The following is a 16,725-nucleotide window of genomic DNA, read 5'->3' as shown; positions in this document are numbered from 1 at the left end:
TATTTTTCATCAGTAAACTTCTTTAATCCTAATTTCTTGCTCTCTGAAATTTGGCTAAATCTGCCTTTGTAGTAACGTTTTGATATTGTCTGATTCTTTCAGCAATTAATCTATACAATGTTCTAAATTGGTCTTTAGTTTTATCTGATAAGAAATCAGTTTCTTCTAAGGTAATTTTTTCACAAATATACCTAGTAATCTCCTCATTATCGAACTGACCCCAATCATCATCATTATGTTCTTCCCAAATTTTTCTTAAATTCTCTAAAACACCTTTCTTTCCCTTTGAAGTTACATCAAGTGGTTTAAGATTTGAATAGCCTTCTTTTCTCAATCTGATCTCATAAGTTTGATTGACTGCATGAAGATAATCTTCTAAAACAATATAATCTTCAATTGATTCCAAATTCTTACCGTCTCTCTCAAAAAGTATTGTCTGTATGGGTGAAAAATCATTTGATGTTAGTTGAGCTGAAATCTGTTTAGATTCATCTGAATCATCCAATAAAATAAATGTCCTATATCCGTGATTTCTATAAAATATTGCCAGAGGTAATACTGAATTTTTATTATAAGCAGCTACTACATTAAGTGGATTCATTGATATGTTTGGATCCTGTAAAAATTTATCAAAAGCATTAAGATACATTGCATCTGACATTGTCTCAACAATAATCACTGGTCTTGAGTTAGTTCCAATTTCTCTATCTACAATCGATTCGACCAACCCTCTTGATAATCCATATAGAATTGGGGTTAGTGTTTTATCATCGGCATTCCAGTAATCATAAAAAATTTTGCTAAGGTGTTTTCTTTTATCTAATTCTACTACCAACAAGTTTCCTGGAGTATAATCAAAAATCATAAATGGTGAATGTGTTGCATACAAAACCTGATTTGAGCCTGCAAGATTCTTTAACAAATCTGAAATTCCTCTTTGTTGAGTAGGGTGAAGATTTCTTGCTGGTTCATCGAGAAGTAATATTGCTTCTTTGAGTTCTGCTCTCTGTGTTTCTGCTGCAAAATTTACAATAAAAGAAAATGTCCATTTGAAACCTTCTGCTCTTCTATTTAGCAATCCTGTGTTGGTTACTGTTCCATCACGATGAATATCTGAAATTACTACACTCATGATATTTCCTGGATTGTATCTTAATTCAACATGGATTGGGTCGCCTTTCCATGCTGGATTTAATTTCTTAGTTAATCTATTGCTTGCCGTATTCAATAATTTGATACATTTTGATGGAGTTTCTTTTACGTCATCTAATGTTTTAATGTCTAATTCTGCCAAATAGAAAAGATTTCTTACTGTTTCGGCCTTGTCAAACTCTTCAATAAATTCAATTGAGCTTGCCCTGACCCCTTTTTCTTCTCTAAGATATTCATTGAGATTGATATTGCCATAGATTTTTTTGTAATCAGAAAAATAAACAAATCGAGGATGTAATTCAGATGCAATGAAATTCTCTAACGCTGATTTTTCACTACTACCACTAAGAAGTTTATGATATTGATTTTCTGGATTATGGTATATTTTTTGCCATTCTTCTATTACTTTAGGCTCTTGAACAGCTATTACGTGAAATTGATTGCTAAATTCAGCCATTCCGCTATTGAATATCTGTTGATTCTTTGGTGGAGGACCGTCAAATAATTCAGTATTGATTTGAATTTTAAGATGATTTGGTATTGTATCTAAAAAATTCTTAATCTGTCTTGAAAAATTCTCCCAAGAGTTTATTTCATTATTTCGCTCATCACTAAGTTGAATATTTTCAAACTCATATTGTACTCTAGGTATTTTATTTGTTCTAAATAATTTTATTTTTCTTATGTCTGGTAAACCTGGAAATGCTTCTTTGATTAATTTAATCTCGTTTGAACTTAATTCAAATTCTCCCTCAGCAAGTGTAACTTCTCCTTTTAACTCTTCTGATAATTCATCGCAAAGATCTAAATCTGAAATTTTTTCATCTTTATTTAATAATGTTAATGCTTGTAGAATTGTTGTTTTTCCACTTTCATTTCTTCCAACAAATGCTGCTAAATCACCAACAGTAATTTCGCCAGAATCATGAATGCAACGATATGCTCTAACTCTAAATTTTCTAAGTCGCATCTAGCAATATTTAGTCGGGTCCGATTTAACTCATTCGTCAAATTCATCATGCGTATTGGAATTTTGCTAAATAGATATAAGGGATTTACAGGTGAAAAACGAAATGGCAACAAGTTTAGTATATGTTGTATTTGTTTTGCCAATTGTACTTTCAATTGCTTTTGGTACTGTTGTTATGGCTGATGTTCTTCAATCGCCGGATCGTGAACTCAATATGTGGCCCATGGGCAATTCTGAAATCATAAAAAATGATGAAGATATATCCATCATTGGGTTAGAAAATCAATATTCTATTTCATCCCCTATTCAAATTCAAGTAAAAATTGATGATTCTCAGTTTGACTGTGGAGATCTATATGTTACTGTTTATTCTGGAAAACATATAGTTACACAAAGTGGATTTTTAAAACAATGTTTTGATGAAAACAACTCTTTTTTACCTATTGATGATGATTTCTCTGAAATAATAGATAAACCTGGACAGTATGATCTAGTCGTGAAAATGACCGATCAGAATCAAAAGAGTAGTATAACCACAAGTGAAAAATTTACCATTAAATAGGAATGAATTATTGTATGATTAGGAGTTATATTAAAAATTAAGGTGATTTGATGACAAAAAAACAAGATAAAATATCTGAAGTTCCTTTAAAAAAAGCAGCACCTAAAGAAAAGAAACCAGCAAAAAAAGAAGCAGCACCTAAAGAAAAGAAACCAGCAAAAAAAGAAGCAGCACCTAAAGAAAAGAAACCAGCAAAAAAAGAAGCAGCACCTAAAGAAAAGAAACCAGCAAAAAAAGAAGCAGCACCTAAACCAAAAAAGCTTACTAAGAAAGAATTAGAAGAAATCAAAAAAGAAGCAGAAAAAACATTAGAAGAAGAATTAGAAGAACAACTTACCGATGAAGAGATTGAAAATTTCCAAATTGAAAAAGTTGACATGGAAAGACTCACAAATAAAATATGTGATGTTTTAGCTGAGCGTGAATCTAGTGGAATGTTTCAAAGTGAACTTTGGAAAAAACTAAAGCTAACTAGTAGAGATGGTTCTAGATTGGCATTAAAGTTAGAAAGAATGGGAACTATTTACAGAGAAAAAATTCTCGATAAAGGTCGTTGGACGTATAAATTAATTCTAAAGAAGACTCCTATCAGTACTATGTCAATTGAAAATGCCCCATGTCTTGTTTGTCCAGTCGAACAAAAATGCTCACTTGAAGGAGAAATAAGCCCACGTAATTGTCAATTCATTGAAGACTGGGTACTATCAGAGATGAAAAAACCTACGAAAGCCAAATGAAGTTAATAGATGCACGTCGAGATCAATACAGAAAATTAGCGCATGAACAGGGTTATCGAAGTAGAGCTGCATACAAGCTCAAACAACTTAATCAATCTTATCGAATCATTGGACCTGGATTTTATGTTCTTGATTTGGGATGTGCCCCTGGAGGCTGGACTCAAATGGCAGTAAAACTTACTGGAAATAAAGGTAAGGTGATGGGTATTGATACTTCATATGTTGAGGAAATACCTGGAGCTCATATAATTAGAGAAAATATTGAAAATGAGTTTGTAGTTGACGAAATTATGTCTTATTTTGAAAGAAAAGTAAATGCAGTGATATGTGATCTTTCTCCACAAGTAACTGGGAATTGGTCTGTTGATCATGCAATACAAATTTCACTAAATTATGAATGTACAAAAATTATGGATAAGGTTCTAATGCATAAAGGTAATGCAATTTTCAAAGTTTTTGATGGAGAATATTCTATGGAATTTAAAGACTATGTTAAAAAGAAATTTGCTAGAATAAATCTTACAAAACCTGAAGCTAGTAGAAAACAAAGCAGTGAGTTGTATTATGTCTGTTTGGGATTTACTGGTTGATCTGAAAAAACACTGATTATTTCATTTATGTTTGCATTTGTTCTAAATCCAGTAGGGCTAAATGACGTACAGCTAGCAAGATATCCGTTTTTTCGTAAATTTATAATTGCATCTTCTAATTTTGGAGGTGAGGCTTTCATTTTGGATGCAATTTCATCTAATGTAAAATAAATTCCAGGCATTTCTGATTCTATTAAACATTTTTGTAATGTTTTTTCACAAACCTTTCCGACTGATAATTCTGGTAGTTTTAAAATCATATCATTTACAAATTCTTTGTCAAAAATTTTATCTATCCATAAAGGTCCTCCTATATTTAATTTTGAATTACACAATTCACATTCATTAATTTGTTCTAATACTATTTTTCTATGTCCGCAATTTTTACAATGTATAATATATCCAATATTTTCTTTTTGATCCTGTCGAATAAGTACTCGCACATATGTTCTGTAATAATGCATATTGCTTTCTGCAAATATTGGAACAATCTCAACGCCTATTCTTCCTGCAACCCTTCTGAGACATCCTAGAATTAATCTAATTGCCATCTCATTACCATATTCTACTCTTATTGGCACTCCGCCGTATTTTCTCTTGCATGCGCTTTGATAAAGACCATTTAATACCTGAAGATCTGTTGCAGTTATCGAAAGAATTCCTCCATGCATAGTAGCTCTAAGACAACAATCAAAAAATTGTGACGGTGAACCAAATGGATCTATATCTACAATTGAACCTCTTTGACCTTTTGTAGAATATTTGCTAAAAAATCTACATACTTCCATTTCTGAATATTCGATATTCTTTAAATCGTTTAATCGTGCTGAATACTCTGCTAATTTTAATGCGGATGGATTTAGATCATTAATTATTACTTTATCTGTTTGTAATTCGTTTGCAACCCGTAATCCTCTTACTCCAAGACCTGATAATCCTTCTAAAAATATTTTTGGACCTTTAAATTTTTTTAGAAATGCTCCATATGCAATTATTGAAAAATCTCTACTCACTTTTGCTTTTGGATTAAAAAATGCTGGTTCTTTAGGTGGAACTTTATCTGTCAATGATTTTTTTGGAACAATGATTTTTGTTTGTCCTTCTATTATCTCTTGTAACGTTTCATCTGGGATCTGCAATTCTTAATCTATATTTCATTTACCTATAACGGTTTAATACATGTGTTTTAAGACAGAATCAATGCTGATTTGTGGAATTGATGATGCTGGACGTGGTTCTATGCTTGGTCCCCTTGTAATCGCTGGCATTATTATATCAAAAAAAAATATTTCTAAGCTATCTAAATTAGGTGTAAAAGATTCAAAACAATTAACTCCAAAATCGAGAGAAGAACTTTATAAAAAAATAATCCTATTAGTTGATAATTACTATGTAGCAAAAATTTCTCCAAAAATAATTGATGCCAATGTGTTCAAACACAATCTTAATCATTTGGAGGCTAAATATATGGCAAAAGTCATTTCAAAATTAAATCCTGATACTTCATACGTTGATTCATGTGATGTAAATCCAAAAAGATTTGGAAAAGAAATAGCAAAACTATCTAAACATAAAAAAATTCGTTCATATCATCATGCTGATAGTAGATTTATTGTGGTATCTGCTGCATCAATAATTGCTAAAGTTACTAGAGATAGGGCTATACTAAAACTTAGAAAAAAATATGATTTAGGAAGTGGATATCCATCTGATTCAAAAACAATTGATTTTGTTGCATCTTATTATAACCTCAATCAAGTACTTCCTATTTTTGTGCGTAAAAGTTGGAAACCTACTCAACAAATATTGAGTAAAAAATCACTTTAGGAACTTTGCAATTACCATTGCATGGTCTTTGTCATAAGGATGAAGATCTATTACTTGTAGAATTTCAAAATGAACTTCCATTCTTTGTATCTCTTCTTCAACAATTCTTTTTGGAGATTTTGTTACATCTATACTTCTGGTCTTTATTACTAAAAAGAAATATCCGTCTTTCTTAAGATACATTTTGCAGTTTTCTATAGCTATGTTTGTTTGATCAGGCTGTGCAATGTCTACATAAACTACATCAACTTTGCCAAATACTGAAAAATACTCTTTTGGTTTTCTTGCATCTTGTAAAATTGGAATTATATTTGCTCTATGTGATGCAACTCTGTCTAAGAAATCTCGTGCTACTCTACTAGCATGTTCAACTCCAAAAATAATTCCTGATGGTCCAACAATATCTGAAATGTGACTAACTGTTGTACCCGTTGATACTCCAAGATATAATATGGATGATTTATCTTTAAATGGAAATATTTCTAATCCATTCATTATTGCGGCAGCTAATTTGCTTCTAAAAGGATCCCATAACCTATATTCTGTCCCTTTTTTTGTAATTAATTTTTCATTATATACTTGATTACCTATGACTAAATTTTCAGTAGCTAGTTTTTTTTCACCATCTGAATTTATCCAAAAAAATTCAAAATTATCTTCTTTCAAACTTGGATCTCTTTTTATTTTTATTTGATTTTGAATCTGTTCTTTCTCTGTAATTTTTATTTTCTCTTCTAGATTCTCCACCTTCTCTTCTAGAATCACTTCCCTCTCTTCTTCTGAAATCTCCACCTTCTCTTCTTCTAGATTCTCCACCTTCTCTTCTTCTAGATTCTCCACCTTCTCTTCTTCTAGATTCTCCACCTTCTCTTCTTCTAGATTCTCCACCTTCTCTTCTAGAATCACTTCCCTCTCTTCTTCTGAAATCTCCACCTTCTCTTCTTCTAGATTCTCCACCTTCTCTTCTAGAATCACTTCCCTCTCTTCTTCTGAAATCTCCACCTTCTCTTCTTCTAGATTCTCCAGTATGTTCTCTGAATAATTCGGGTTTTCTGGTTTCTCTTTCAGTAGGTGTTTCATATTTTTTACTAATCTCGTTTACTCTTATGTTTAATTTTTCTAATAACATTTTATTGATACCCTCTCCATAAACATCAACTCTAGCAGCTATCACAGCCTTTGCAGCAATTGCTCTGGCAATTTTTCCTCTTTGCCATCTGGGTGCTGCATGAACCATAGCATGTTGGAACAATAATCCATGTTTTGGTGGCTGAGCACCAGTCTTTAATGATCTAAACAATGCTTTTTCAGCACCAATTATCTGAATAGTACTTGCTGGCATAGATGCTAATTTTTTTAGACTTCCTGCTTTTCCTAATATTCTGGCACCTACGGCAGCTCCTAGAATTGCTGAAAGATTTGGTGCTACAGTTTCCATTTCTAGCTCTACATGTGCTTCTAATTTTTTTCGTAAGTCATGGAAATTCAAAATTTGTTTTGCAATTGATTGCACAATTGCTAAATTGATATCTGAAATATCTCCTCCTCTACTTTTTGATGCAAGCAAAGCAATCATATCTGCTTTAGAATCTGGAAATCCTGCTTCTTCATACACTTTTTTTGTTAATGATTCTCGCTTTCCAGCCAAAACAATTTGAGAATAACCATTAATGCTATCAATAATGTTATCCAGTTCTGGAAAATGTAAACCATACCACTCTCGTAATCTTGAGCTAAGTCCATTTGCAATTTTATCAATCTCATCTAAAGAATTTATTGCTTGAATGATATGAAGATCTGGACTCTCAGAAACTTCTGTAACTTTTGATGATGATAATCCCATTGCAAATTCTCTTAGCTTTGATAATGCTTCTGAAATATTTTTTGCAAATCCTGAATCAACAATAATTTGTGGTTTTGTGGACTGAATCTCTTCTAATTCTAATTCTTCCATCATTTGTGCATCTATGGAATTTTTTTTCAGTAATGTCATCAATGATTCATCACTAACTGAAATTCCTCTTTGAAGAGGACCAAGGTAATTCACAAGTTCATTTAATTTTGATTCCTTTTTTTTCACAGAAATATAATCTCGAACTGCATCTTTGAAAGGAAATGCTTTTTCGAGTTTCTCATCTTTAAAAACCACGATTCCAAATTCTGTTAAGATTACAGAATACATGAATAGTTAATTTCAGGTCTCCTTTTAAAAAGGTACTAAAAACACGGTGAATCAACTATTATATTCGAAACCACGTACATGATTCAAAGTGGAACCCAGCCTGGTTACTTCTATAGGAAAAATTCAGCTAGAAAAACCTGCAATGCTGGCCTCCGGAATATTGGGTATTTCATTAGATGTCTTTAATCGACTTTATCGTTCAGGTGCAGGAGCAGTTGTAAGTAAATCCCTAAGTACAGAACCTTGGGATGGATATCCAAATCCTACAATATTTGGAATAAATGGTGGTGGATGGATTAATGCAGTAGGATTATCAAATCCAGGTGCTCCAAATTTTGCCAAAATGATAGAACCTAACAAAGATGTTCCAATAATTATCAGTCTTGTAGGCTCTATTCCTGAAGATTTTTCAACAATGATTAAACAGTTTAAAAATTCAAAAGTTATTGCATATGAATTGAATTTATCATGTCCTCATGTTGCCAAAGTTGGATTAGAAGTAGGTGATGATCCTGATTTGGTCAAAAAAATTGTTAGTACTGTAAAAAATTCTACTCATGTACCAGTAATTGCAAAAGTAGGGCTGGGAACAACTCATTATCTTAATACTGTAAGTGCTGCAGTTGATTCTGGTATTGATGCAATAACTGCAATTAATACAATACGAGCTATTGCAATTGATGTTGAAACCCAAAGACCAATACTTAGTAATAAATTCGGTGGACTATCTGGTACTCCGATTAAACCTATTGCTTTACGATGTGTTTATGAAATATCTTCAAAATATGATATTCCTATAATTGGATGTGGTGGGATATCTACATGGGAAGATGCGATTGAATTTATTTTGGCAGGTGCATCTGCAATTCAAATAGGAAGTGCAATTGGTGATAATTGGATACATGTTTTTAATGATATTAACAATGGAATACTTCAATATATGAAAAGAAAAGGATATTCAAAAATAAATGAGATGATAGGACTTGCAAAGAAATCTTAATCATACAAAAATTTGTGTAATTGAAAAAGTAATTGATGAAACACCTACTGTTAGAACTCTGATTTTTTCTGACGATGTAATGTCAAGTGTTCTTCCTGGTCAATTTGCAATGGTATGGATACCTGGAATCAATGAACTGCCAATGAGTGTGATGATTGCTCAAGAATCTGGTAAAGCTGCTTTTACTGTTAGAAAACACGGTCCAGCATCTACGGGTTTGTTTAATGTTAAGGTAGGCCAGCAAATTGGTGTAAGAGGACCATATGGAAATTCATTTGATCTTAAACAAGGTAAACTTTTGCTAGTAGGTGGTGGGACTGGACTAGTTCCTATGATGCGTTTATTGACACACATAAAACCTAATGACGATGTCACAGTTCTAATTGGTGCAAAATCAAAGAATGAAGTTTTCTTTGAAGACTTGGCAAATGATTTATTGAAAAACAATCCTCACCGTGTAATTATCACTACAGATGATGGAACTTATGGAGAGAAGGGGTTTGTTACTAGTATGGTTGAAAAACTTGTAAATGAAACTCGTTTTGATGGTATCTACACATGTGGCCCTGAAATAATGATGTACAAAACTGTCCAACTAGCTCATTCTAGAGGATTGTTTGTTCAAGCAAGTCTAGAGCGTATGATGAAGTGTGGTGTGGGAATTTGTGGGAGTTGCTGTGTTGGAGAAGATTTGGTTTGTAAAGATGGTACAGTGTTTGATGGTGATCATTTAATTTTAAACATGGAATTTGGTCATTTTCATAGGAATAAGGCTGGAATACTAGAAAATTATTAAGTTTGGTCAGCAAGGTTTAAAATAAATCATGAAATTATTGCGTTGAAGAGTATTGGGTACCCCAAAGATAGTATTAACAGCAGATCGTACATTAATGTCTCCGTATCGTGGTTTATCTCTAGCTACGTTTTTCGGATGTGCTCCTGCAGTAGACCCAAATCGTGATAAGAAAAGTCTTTTGTATAAGATTCTAGGAAATCAGGTTACTCCAAAGATTTTATTTGATTTTATTTGTAATTACATTCCTCACACAAATGGTGTGGCAAACTACGCTCCATATGGATTACGTAAAGTAGAGGCAGGTTTACTCCGTGATGGATTTAGACGTGAAGATGTTGTTGTTGCACATCCAGATCACATTGAAAAATTCATTGGACCTGATACACAAGTTGTTGGTACATATGAAATGGATCCATTAGGAATGGGTCCTGTTACAATGACTTTCACATATGGACGTAAACAAACTTCTTATGATGAATTTTACAACACAGAATTACATCGACGAATTAAAACTGCAAAACTAAAAACCGGAAGTAAAGCTAAAGTTATTTCTGGTGCTTCTGGTACTTGGCAATACAACTATGATCCCGAAAAAATTGAAGAATTTGGTATCTATGCTATATTGGAAGGAGAACTTGGTGGTATTGCTCCAGAAATTGATGGACACGCGGGCAGATTTTTCAATTATCTAATTAATGGCGACTTTGAAAATATGGATCCTTTTAGAAAACGTAGTGACTTTAAAGTAAACATAAAAGAATTTGAGAGAAATGGAAAAAAAATTCATGGGAGATTTGTAAATTTTTGGGATAGACCAGATTTAGATGAAATTCCTGAAATTGTAGAACCAAGCATGCATGGAATGGTTGAAGTGATGCGAGGATGTGGTAGAGGTTGTAAATTCTGTGATGTTACATTAAGATCATTGAGATATTATTCACCGGAAAAAGTCAAACGTGAAATTGAAGTTAACATCAAAAAAGGTGGTGCAAAATCTGCCTGGATTCACAGCGATGATATTTTTGTATATGGAATGGATCCTCGAACTGCAAAAGGAATGGAACCTAATAGAGAAGCACTTGAAGAACTATTTACTGCTATCATGTCAACTGGTGTAGGCCATACAAACCCAACTCATGGTACTTTGGCAGGTGCAATAGCTGATGAAAAACTAATTCCAAACCTTTCACGAATAATCAAATCTAGTCCTGATAACATGATTGGAATTCAAGCTGGTTTTGAAACAGGAAGTTTGAGATTAATTGGAAAATATGCCGATAGAAAACTTGCTCCATATGATCCAAGTGAATGGCATTGGGTAGTAAAAGAAGGTGTAAAAACTCTGAATAAAGATTATTGGATTCCAGCATTTACTTTGATTATGGGACTTGACAATGATGAACAACCTGAAGATTCTTGGGATACTATTCGTTTAATCACAGAATTAGAACATGAACAACCAGATTCAATGTTTACTGCTACAGCTCTTACCTTTGTTCCAATTGGATTATTAGAAAAATCTGATTTCTTTAACATTGGAAACGAAATGACACCTGCACAACTAGGTGTACTCTATAAAACTTGGCAACATAATTTCAAATACGGAATTCAAAAATTCATGACAAAAACCGGTGCAAAAGGACCACAAAGATATTTCTTTAATGCAATTGCAAGATCATTGGGAGGCATTCCTTTAGGCGCAATGGAAAGATATGCACGTCATAAAAGTAAAGAACATGAACACGTCATTGAAACAATTAAGACAAAATACTGGTAATCATACAAATACATAAATTTGCTATTTTAGATGATTAAATTATGGCAACTCACGGTTCACTTACCAAAGCAGGTAAAGTAAGAGGACAAACTCCTAAAGTTGAAGGAAGAAAAATTGTTGGTACAAACTCTAGTCTTAGAAACAAGAGTAACTTCAAAAAACGATTTGAATTGGGTAGATTTCCAGGACAAAATAAACCTGGACAAAGAAGAAAGAGACGTTAGATCAAAATTGTTATAACAAGTTATCTTTTTGCGATCATTTTTCAAAACAATAACGTTATAAAGTACTAGTACCGTACCATACGGTATGGTAGAAGATTTAAGATTAGATAGTTTGGAGGGCGTAGGTCCTGTAACTACTAGAAAATTATCCGACGCAGGAGTACACAATGTTATGGATCTTATCGTAAGAGGTCCTGTGGAAATTGCAGAAATAACTGGAATGGAAAAAGACACTGCAGAAAAAATTGTAAACAAAGCAAGACAACATCTGGTTGAAACTGGATTGATCTCCAGAGATTTTGTTACTGCAAGTGAAGTGTACAAACGCAGACAAGATATTGGTAAAATTACAACTGGTACTAACTGTCTTGATACCCTATTTGATGGAGGTATTGAAACCCAGGCTCTTACAGAAGTCTATGGTGAATTTGGTTCAGGTAAAACACAATTTGCGCATACACTAGCTGTAATGGTTCAAAAACCAAAAACAGAAGGTGGATTGGATGGTGGTGTTTTGTATATTGATACAGAAAACACTTTCAGACCCGAAAGAATTGTATCTATTGCACAAGCACATGAAATGGATCCAGAAAAAGTTCTTGACAGAATAATTGTAGCACGTGCATATAACAGCGCACATCAAACATTGATCCTCGAAGAAGCTGGTCCTATAATCGAAGAAAACAATATTCGACTAATCATTGCAGATTCTGCAGTTGGATTGTTCCGTGCCGAGTATCTTGGTAGAGGAACATTGTCAAATAGACAACAAAAACTAAATCATTTTGTTCACATGTTGTCTAGAATTGCAGAAACTTACAACTGTGCCGCAATTGCCACAAATCAAGTAATGGCATCTCCTGATGTTTTCTTTGGTGATCCAACTAGACCAATAGGTGGAAACGTAGTTGCTCACACAAGTACATACCGAATATACTTTAAGAAATCAGGCAAGAAACGAATTGCCCGAATGGTAGATAGTCCACACCATCCAGAAGAAGAAGTAATCTTTGCATTGGGTGAAGCAGGAGTGATGGACCTAGAAGATACTGAGAAAAAGCCAGGTAAAAAGGCAGCCAAAAAAGCAACCAAAAAAGAGAAAGAACCTGAAACCATGACCGAGTCTACTGTTGATTCTACACCTGATACACTGGTTGAATCTACATCTGGAACTACCGAACTAGAGATGGTTCAAGCCACTGAAGATCTTGACTCTGATGATGATTTAGAGTCATTAGAAGAGTAATTTTCTTTTTCTTCTTTTTATTTTATTTTCAGAAATTTTATTTTGTTTTAAAAATTGAGTCTCGATTAAATTATAATATTATAACAGTGCCTTAATTGTTGAATATGAGAGGTATCGTGAAAATATAATGACTGATCTTTATCGTTTGTTACCTGAGGAAATGGAAAAATTAGTAAATGATATGGGGCAACCGCGATATAGGGCAGATCAAATACTATACCCATTATATTATAAATTTCCAAAAAACATCACCGAGTTAAAACAACTACCGATTACAATGCGAGATAAATTAATTGCAGATGGATATACAATTGGTTCTGCAACTGAAACTCATAGAGTAGTAAGTGATGATGGTGATACTACAAAATTATTGCTTAATCTGACTGATGGAACTCCAGTTGAAACAGTTCTGATACAATATGAACCCACAAAGATTGGTGGCCATCCTAGATCTACTATTTGTGTTTCAACTCAGGTTGGGTGTGCAATGGGATGCATTTTTTGTGCGACTGGACAAATGGGTTTTGAGAGAAATCTAAAGGCAGAAGAGATCGTAGCCCAAGTTATTCATTTTGCAAATTTACTTCAGCAACGAGGTCAGCATATCACAAATTTGGTCTTTATGGGAATGGGTGAACCTCTTGCAAATTATGATGAAACAATTCGCGCAGTTCGTTTACTTACACATCCACGAGGTTTTGGAATTGGACAGAGAAACATCACAATCTCTACTATTGGGATAATATCTGGTATTGACAAACTTGCAGAAGAAGATCTTCAAATTGGATTAGCAATATCATTACATGCACCAAATGATAAATTACGCAAAAAATTAGTTCCTACAGCTGGACCTCATTCAGTAAATGAACTAGTTGCAGCAGGAAAACGTTACTTTAAACGAACTGGACGACGTGTTACATTTGAATATGCTTTAATTGAAAACATTAACGATTCACAAGAAATTGCAAACGAACTTGCACTTCTTTTAGAGGGAAATGGATCTCATGTTAATCTAATTCCAATAAATTCAACCGCAGGAAATTTTCAGCGTCCATCCAAAAAGAATATCCTTGAATTTGAAAGAATATTGCTAAAATCTCATGTAAATTGTACAGTAAGAGTTGAGAAGGGATCTGAAATTTCAGCTGCATGTGGACAACTCAGAACCGACATTATCTCTAATGCATGACTAGAAACTGTTAAAATAGGGTCACTGGGGAATCTACTCAGATATGGCAACTAAGAAATCTCATGGTCGTTCACACGGATTTAAGCACAAAGCAAGATCTGTGATGACTAAAACTGCTCCTAGAGGCGTATCATTCTTACTTAGAGAATATCATGAAGGAGAACAAGCACTTGTAATTATAGATCCTAGACAACACAAAGGTTTGCCTCATAGACGCTATCATGGGAAAGTAGGTAACATTACCCATGTAGGCAGACGTGCTATTACTCTAGATGTAAAATTAGGGAATAAAACAAAAACCTTAATCACAAGATTAGATCATATCAAACCATTCGGTGTATAATCATGGAAGAGATAAAAAAGAAACAAAGCATTTCTCTATCCGAAGTTAAAGAGATTTTAGGTAAAGTTGATGTTGAAGAAATGGATCAAATTCAACGATGGACATACGATTATGTCTCAAAATTTGTGACCATTGATCCAAAAGATGCTAAAGAAATGAAGAAACAACTAATGAAAGATTGTGATTTAACTGAGGAAGAAGCAGTAGAAATTGTAAATATTAGACCAACTAGTTTGGCTGAACTACGTTCATTTACATTTGGTTGGAAGAAACTTATTCTTGCTGAAACTCTAGAAAAAATGCTCAAGATAATCAAGGGGAACTAAGTTTCAAGGAGATTTATTTTGCACAGGGCACAATCCCCTCCTAGAAAATATGAGGAATATGCATATGTTTTAGATTTTAATCCGCGTGGTAAATCATCTACAGTACGTGGACGTGACGGAATTATTATCACTGCGATTGGTGAGGATAGACTTACTTTACTTGAAGTTCTTGGAGTTCCAAATTCAACATTTGATGTAGGAGAAAGAATCTACATTGGAAAAGAGGGAAGAACAAAAGTTCTTTCTGTTTTAGGAAAGCTAGAATATGAACATATTTCATCATCTGCTCAAAGTGAATTACGAGGAGTTGTTGAAAATATTGTCACTCATAATGAAAGTAGATTCGTAGATTATCTTAATAATGCAAGACCATTGACACCTAGAATTCATGCACTGGAATTAATTCCAGGAATTGGAAAAACATACATGAAAATAATGCTAGAAGAAAGAGAAAAGAAAGCATTTGAAAGTTATGCTGATTTGCAGGAACGTGTGGGATTCAAAGAACCAATCAAACATATCTCAGAGAGAATCATGGATGAGATTACTGGTGAAAGTAGAATGAATCTCTTTGTCAAAAAATGATCAAACGAAAACGACTAGGTCAACACTTTCTAACCTCAAATACAATCGCAAAATCCATTTCTTTAGAGGCTAATATAACTAAAAATGACATTGTTTTTGAGTTAGGAACAGGGTTAGGCATATTGACTCCATTACTATGTGAAAATGCAAAAAAAGTGATTTCAATTGATGCTGATAGAGAATTATACGAAAAAGCAAAATCTCGTTTTTCCAAAATTTCAAATCTTTCTTTAGAGTTTGGTGATGGATTCAAACAAAAGAATATTTTTTCTATTTTTGTATCTAATCTGCCTTATTCAAAAAGTAAAGATGCTATTGAATGGCTTGCAAACACTCCTTTTTCTCATGGTGTGATTATGGTTCAAAAAGAATTTGCAGAAAAATTACTTGCAAAATCTACAAAGAACAGAAGATCTGTAAGTATTATTGCAAATTCTGCTTTTGAAATTGAAAAAATTCTAGATATTGGAAAACAAAATTTTTCACCTCCTCCAAAAATTGATTCTGTAGTTCTTAAAATCACTAAAAAAAAATTACTTGAAAAAGATCTCATTCATGTTATAAACAAAATGTTCTCTTACAGAAGAAAAACACTTCAAAATATCTTTAAACAGTTTGGAAAAGAAACTGTTATTGAGAAACGATTAGATGATCTTTCAGGTGATGAAATAGTTGAACTTGCAAAAGAAATTCTTAAGGGATGAGGAATATCCTCCCTCTGAAGATACTTTCTTCATATCTGATTATATTGAAAAAGAGAAAGGTTTCTCAGCTTTAGATGTTGGAAGCGGTTCTGGATATTTAACGAAACTTTTGTGGAAGAATTTTACTTTTGTTGTTGGGACTGACATTAATTTTACTATATTAAAAAATCAAACATATCCTACGCAAAATCTAGTCTGTTGTAATGGTTCTGATGCATTAAATCTGGAATTTGATCTAGTTGTGTGCAATCTTCCATATCTTGCAACTGATAAAGTATTAGATGCTGCAACTGATGGAGGAATTGAAGGCTTTGAAATTCCAAAAAAAATATTTGATTCAATTTATAAAAATATCAAAATTGGCGGAAAATTTCTTTTTGTAACCACATCTCTTTCTAATTACCAAAAATTAATAGAATACACACAAAAATTATGCCTGAAACCACGAATTCTTGCCAAAAAGAAATTATTTTTTGAAGAGTTAATTCTAGTTGAAGCCGTCCGACAAAAGTAAG

General features: G+C 33.1%; 19 protein-coding genes. 15 read left to right on the top strand and 4 right to left on the bottom strand.

The annotated features are described in order from the left end of the window. Positions 1–28: 28 nt before the first annotated feature. Complete coding sequence (locus K5782_RS08975) at positions 29–2,122, bottom strand: AAA family ATPase (RefSeq protein WP_297465954.1); 2,094 nt, start codon at positions 2,120–2,122, stop codon at positions 29–31. A 103-nt stretch (positions 2,123–2,225) separates the two neighbouring features. Here K5782_RS08975 and K5782_RS08970 point away from each other — a divergent pair, with 103 nt between their 5' ends. The 3 genes from K5782_RS08970 to K5782_RS08960 are packed head-to-tail and all read left to right on the top strand — an operon-like array spanning position 2,226 to position 4,011. Then, the gene (locus tag K5782_RS08970; RefSeq protein WP_297465953.1) at positions 2,226–2,684 is read left to right on the top strand and encodes a hypothetical protein; all 459 of its coding nucleotides are present in this window, start codon (positions 2,226–2,228) and stop codon (positions 2,682–2,684) included. Positions 2,685–2,734: 50 nt separating this feature from the next. Continuing rightward, positions 2,735–3,421: a transcriptional regulator gene (locus K5782_RS08965; RefSeq protein WP_297465951.1), complete on the top strand. Its 687-nt coding sequence runs from the start codon at positions 2,735–2,737 to the stop codon at positions 3,419–3,421. Further along, positions 3,418–4,011, top strand: coding sequence for an RlmE family RNA methyltransferase (locus K5782_RS08960; RefSeq protein ID WP_297465948.1), 594 nt, complete (start codon positions 3,418–3,420; stop codon positions 4,009–4,011). Before K5782_RS08965 ends, K5782_RS08960 begins: the two co-directional genes overlap by 4 nt. Here the strand turns inward: K5782_RS08960 and K5782_RS08955 are convergent. Further along, positions 3,984–5,150 carry a tRNA (guanine-N1)-methyltransferase gene (locus K5782_RS08955; protein WP_297465946.1) on the bottom strand — a complete coding sequence of 389 codons (1,167 nt, stop codon included), beginning with the start codon at positions 5,148–5,150 and terminating at the stop codon, positions 3,984–3,986. The two genes, K5782_RS08960 and K5782_RS08955, sit on opposite strands and share 28 nt — an antisense overlap. Positions 5,151–5,211: 61 nt before the next feature. On the opposite strand from K5782_RS08955, the gene rnhB reads away from it, so the two are divergent. Beyond that, positions 5,212–5,838 (top strand): ribonuclease HII, encoded by a 627-nt coding sequence (gene rnhB / locus K5782_RS08950; RefSeq protein ID WP_297465943.1) that lies wholly within the window; start codon positions 5,212–5,214, stop codon positions 5,836–5,838. On the opposite strand, the gene K5782_RS08945 is transcribed toward rnhB, so the two are convergent. Next, positions 5,830–6,504 (bottom strand): fibrillarin-like rRNA/tRNA 2'-O-methyltransferase, encoded by a 675-nt coding sequence (locus tag K5782_RS08945; protein ID WP_297465941.1) that lies wholly within the window; start codon positions 6,502–6,504, stop codon positions 5,830–5,832. The two genes, rnhB and K5782_RS08945, sit on opposite strands and share 9 nt — an antisense overlap. Next, positions 6,491–8,020 (bottom strand): ribonucleotide-diphosphate reductase subunit beta, encoded by a 1,530-nt coding sequence (locus tag K5782_RS08940; protein WP_297465938.1) that lies wholly within the window; start codon positions 8,018–8,020, stop codon positions 6,491–6,493. Before K5782_RS08940 ends, K5782_RS08945 begins: the two co-directional genes overlap by 14 nt. 88 nt (positions 8,021–8,108) lie before the next feature. On the opposite strand from K5782_RS08940, the gene K5782_RS08935 reads away from it, so the two are divergent. The 11 genes from K5782_RS08935 (at position 8,109) to K5782_RS08885 (ending at position 16,724) form a co-directional block, all read left to right on the top strand. Then, positions 8,109–9,020 (top strand): dihydroorotate dehydrogenase, encoded by a 912-nt coding sequence (locus K5782_RS08935; RefSeq protein WP_297465936.1) that lies wholly within the window; start codon positions 8,109–8,111, stop codon positions 9,018–9,020. Next, positions 9,004–9,816 carry a dihydroorotate dehydrogenase electron transfer subunit gene (locus tag K5782_RS08930; protein ID WP_297465934.1) on the top strand — a complete coding sequence of 271 codons (813 nt, stop codon included), beginning with the start codon at positions 9,004–9,006 and terminating at the stop codon, positions 9,814–9,816. The genes K5782_RS08935 and K5782_RS08930 overlap by 17 nt, the downstream gene beginning before the upstream one ends. 52 nt (positions 9,817–9,868) lie before the next feature. Beyond that, entirely contained in the window at positions 9,869–11,593 is a 1,725-nt protein-coding gene (locus K5782_RS08925; protein ID WP_297465932.1) for a radical SAM protein, read from the top strand. Positions 11,594–11,634: 41 nt separating this feature from the next. After that, complete coding sequence (locus K5782_RS08920; RefSeq protein ID WP_007402857.1) at positions 11,635–11,817, top strand: 30S ribosomal protein S30e; 183 nt, start codon at positions 11,635–11,637, stop codon at positions 11,815–11,817. 85 nt (positions 11,818–11,902) lie between these two features. Then, complete coding sequence (radA, locus tag K5782_RS08915) at positions 11,903–13,063, top strand: DNA repair and recombination protein RadA (RefSeq protein ID WP_297465929.1); 1,161 nt, start codon at positions 11,903–11,905, stop codon at positions 13,061–13,063. A gap of 127 nt (positions 13,064–13,190) precedes the next feature. Beyond that, positions 13,191–14,252 carry a 23S rRNA (adenine(2503)-C(2))-methyltransferase RlmN gene (gene rlmN / locus K5782_RS08910; protein WP_297465926.1) on the top strand — a complete coding sequence of 354 codons (1,062 nt, stop codon included), beginning with the start codon at positions 13,191–13,193 and terminating at the stop codon, positions 14,250–14,252. 43 nt (positions 14,253–14,295) lie between these two features. After that, complete coding sequence (locus K5782_RS08905) at positions 14,296–14,595, top strand: 50S ribosomal protein L21 (protein ID WP_048109986.1); 300 nt, start codon at positions 14,296–14,298, stop codon at positions 14,593–14,595. Between the two features lie 2 nt (positions 14,596–14,597). Then, complete coding sequence (locus K5782_RS08900; RefSeq protein WP_007551223.1) at positions 14,598–14,921, top strand: RNA polymerase Rpb4; 324 nt, start codon at positions 14,598–14,600, stop codon at positions 14,919–14,921. 18 nt (positions 14,922–14,939) lie between these two features. Then, positions 14,940–15,506, top strand: coding sequence for a DUF655 domain-containing protein (locus tag K5782_RS08895; protein WP_297465924.1), 567 nt, complete (start codon positions 14,940–14,942; stop codon positions 15,504–15,506). Beyond that, positions 15,503–16,210, top strand: a complete 708-nt coding sequence (locus K5782_RS08890; RefSeq protein ID WP_297465922.1) for an rRNA adenine dimethyltransferase family protein — start codon at positions 15,503–15,505, stop codon at positions 16,208–16,210. Before K5782_RS08895 ends, K5782_RS08890 begins: the two co-directional genes overlap by 4 nt. Next, positions 16,185–16,724: a methyltransferase domain-containing protein gene (locus K5782_RS08885; protein WP_297466008.1), complete on the top strand. Its 540-nt coding sequence runs from the start codon at positions 16,185–16,187 to the stop codon at positions 16,722–16,724. Before K5782_RS08890 ends, K5782_RS08885 begins: the two co-directional genes overlap by 26 nt. Position 16,725: the final 1 nt, after the last annotated feature.

Source organism: Nitrosarchaeum sp. (assembly GCF_025699065.1).
Classification (GTDB): domain Archaea; phylum Thermoproteota; class Nitrososphaeria; order Nitrososphaerales; family Nitrosopumilaceae; genus Nitrosarchaeum.
Note: the sequence above shows the minus strand (reverse complement) of the source record. Positions and strands in the feature narration are given on the sequence as shown.

Bases quoted from the DNA above. Each gene is read 5' to 3' on its own strand.
- radA (WP_297465929.1), top strand. From the start codon at position 11,903: ATGGTAGAAGATTTAAGATTAGATAGTTTGGAGGGCGTAGGTCCTGTA.
- K5782_RS08900 (WP_007551223.1), top strand. From the start codon at position 14,598: ATGGAAGAGATAAAAAAGAAACAAAGCATTTCTCTATCCGAAGTTAAA.
- K5782_RS08905 (WP_048109986.1), top strand. From the start codon at position 14,296: ATGGCAACTAAGAAATCTCATGGTCGTTCACACGGATTTAAGCACAAA.
- K5782_RS08970 (WP_297465953.1), top strand. From the start codon at position 2,226: ATGGCAACAAGTTTAGTATATGTTGTATTTGTTTTGCCAATTGTACTT.
- K5782_RS08965 (WP_297465951.1), top strand. From the start codon at position 2,735: ATGACAAAAAAACAAGATAAAATATCTGAAGTTCCTTTAAAAAAAGCA.
- K5782_RS08960 (WP_297465948.1), top strand. From the start codon at position 3,418: ATGAAGTTAATAGATGCACGTCGAGATCAATACAGAAAATTAGCGCAT.
- K5782_RS08920 (WP_007402857.1), top strand. From the start codon at position 11,635: ATGGCAACTCACGGTTCACTTACCAAAGCAGGTAAAGTAAGAGGACAA.
- K5782_RS08890 (WP_297465922.1), top strand. From the start codon at position 15,503: ATGATCAAACGAAAACGACTAGGTCAACACTTTCTAACCTCAAATACA.
- K5782_RS08975 (WP_297465954.1), bottom strand. From the start codon at position 2,122: ATGCGACTTAGAAAATTTAGAGTTAGAGCATATCGTTGCATTCATGAT.
- rlmN (WP_297465926.1), top strand. From the start codon at position 13,191: ATGACTGATCTTTATCGTTTGTTACCTGAGGAAATGGAAAAATTAGTA.
- rnhB (WP_297465943.1), top strand. From the start codon at position 5,212: ATGCTGATTTGTGGAATTGATGATGCTGGACGTGGTTCTATGCTTGGT.
- K5782_RS08940 (WP_297465938.1), bottom strand. From the start codon at position 8,020: ATGTATTCTGTAATCTTAACAGAATTTGGAATCGTGGTTTTTAAAGAT.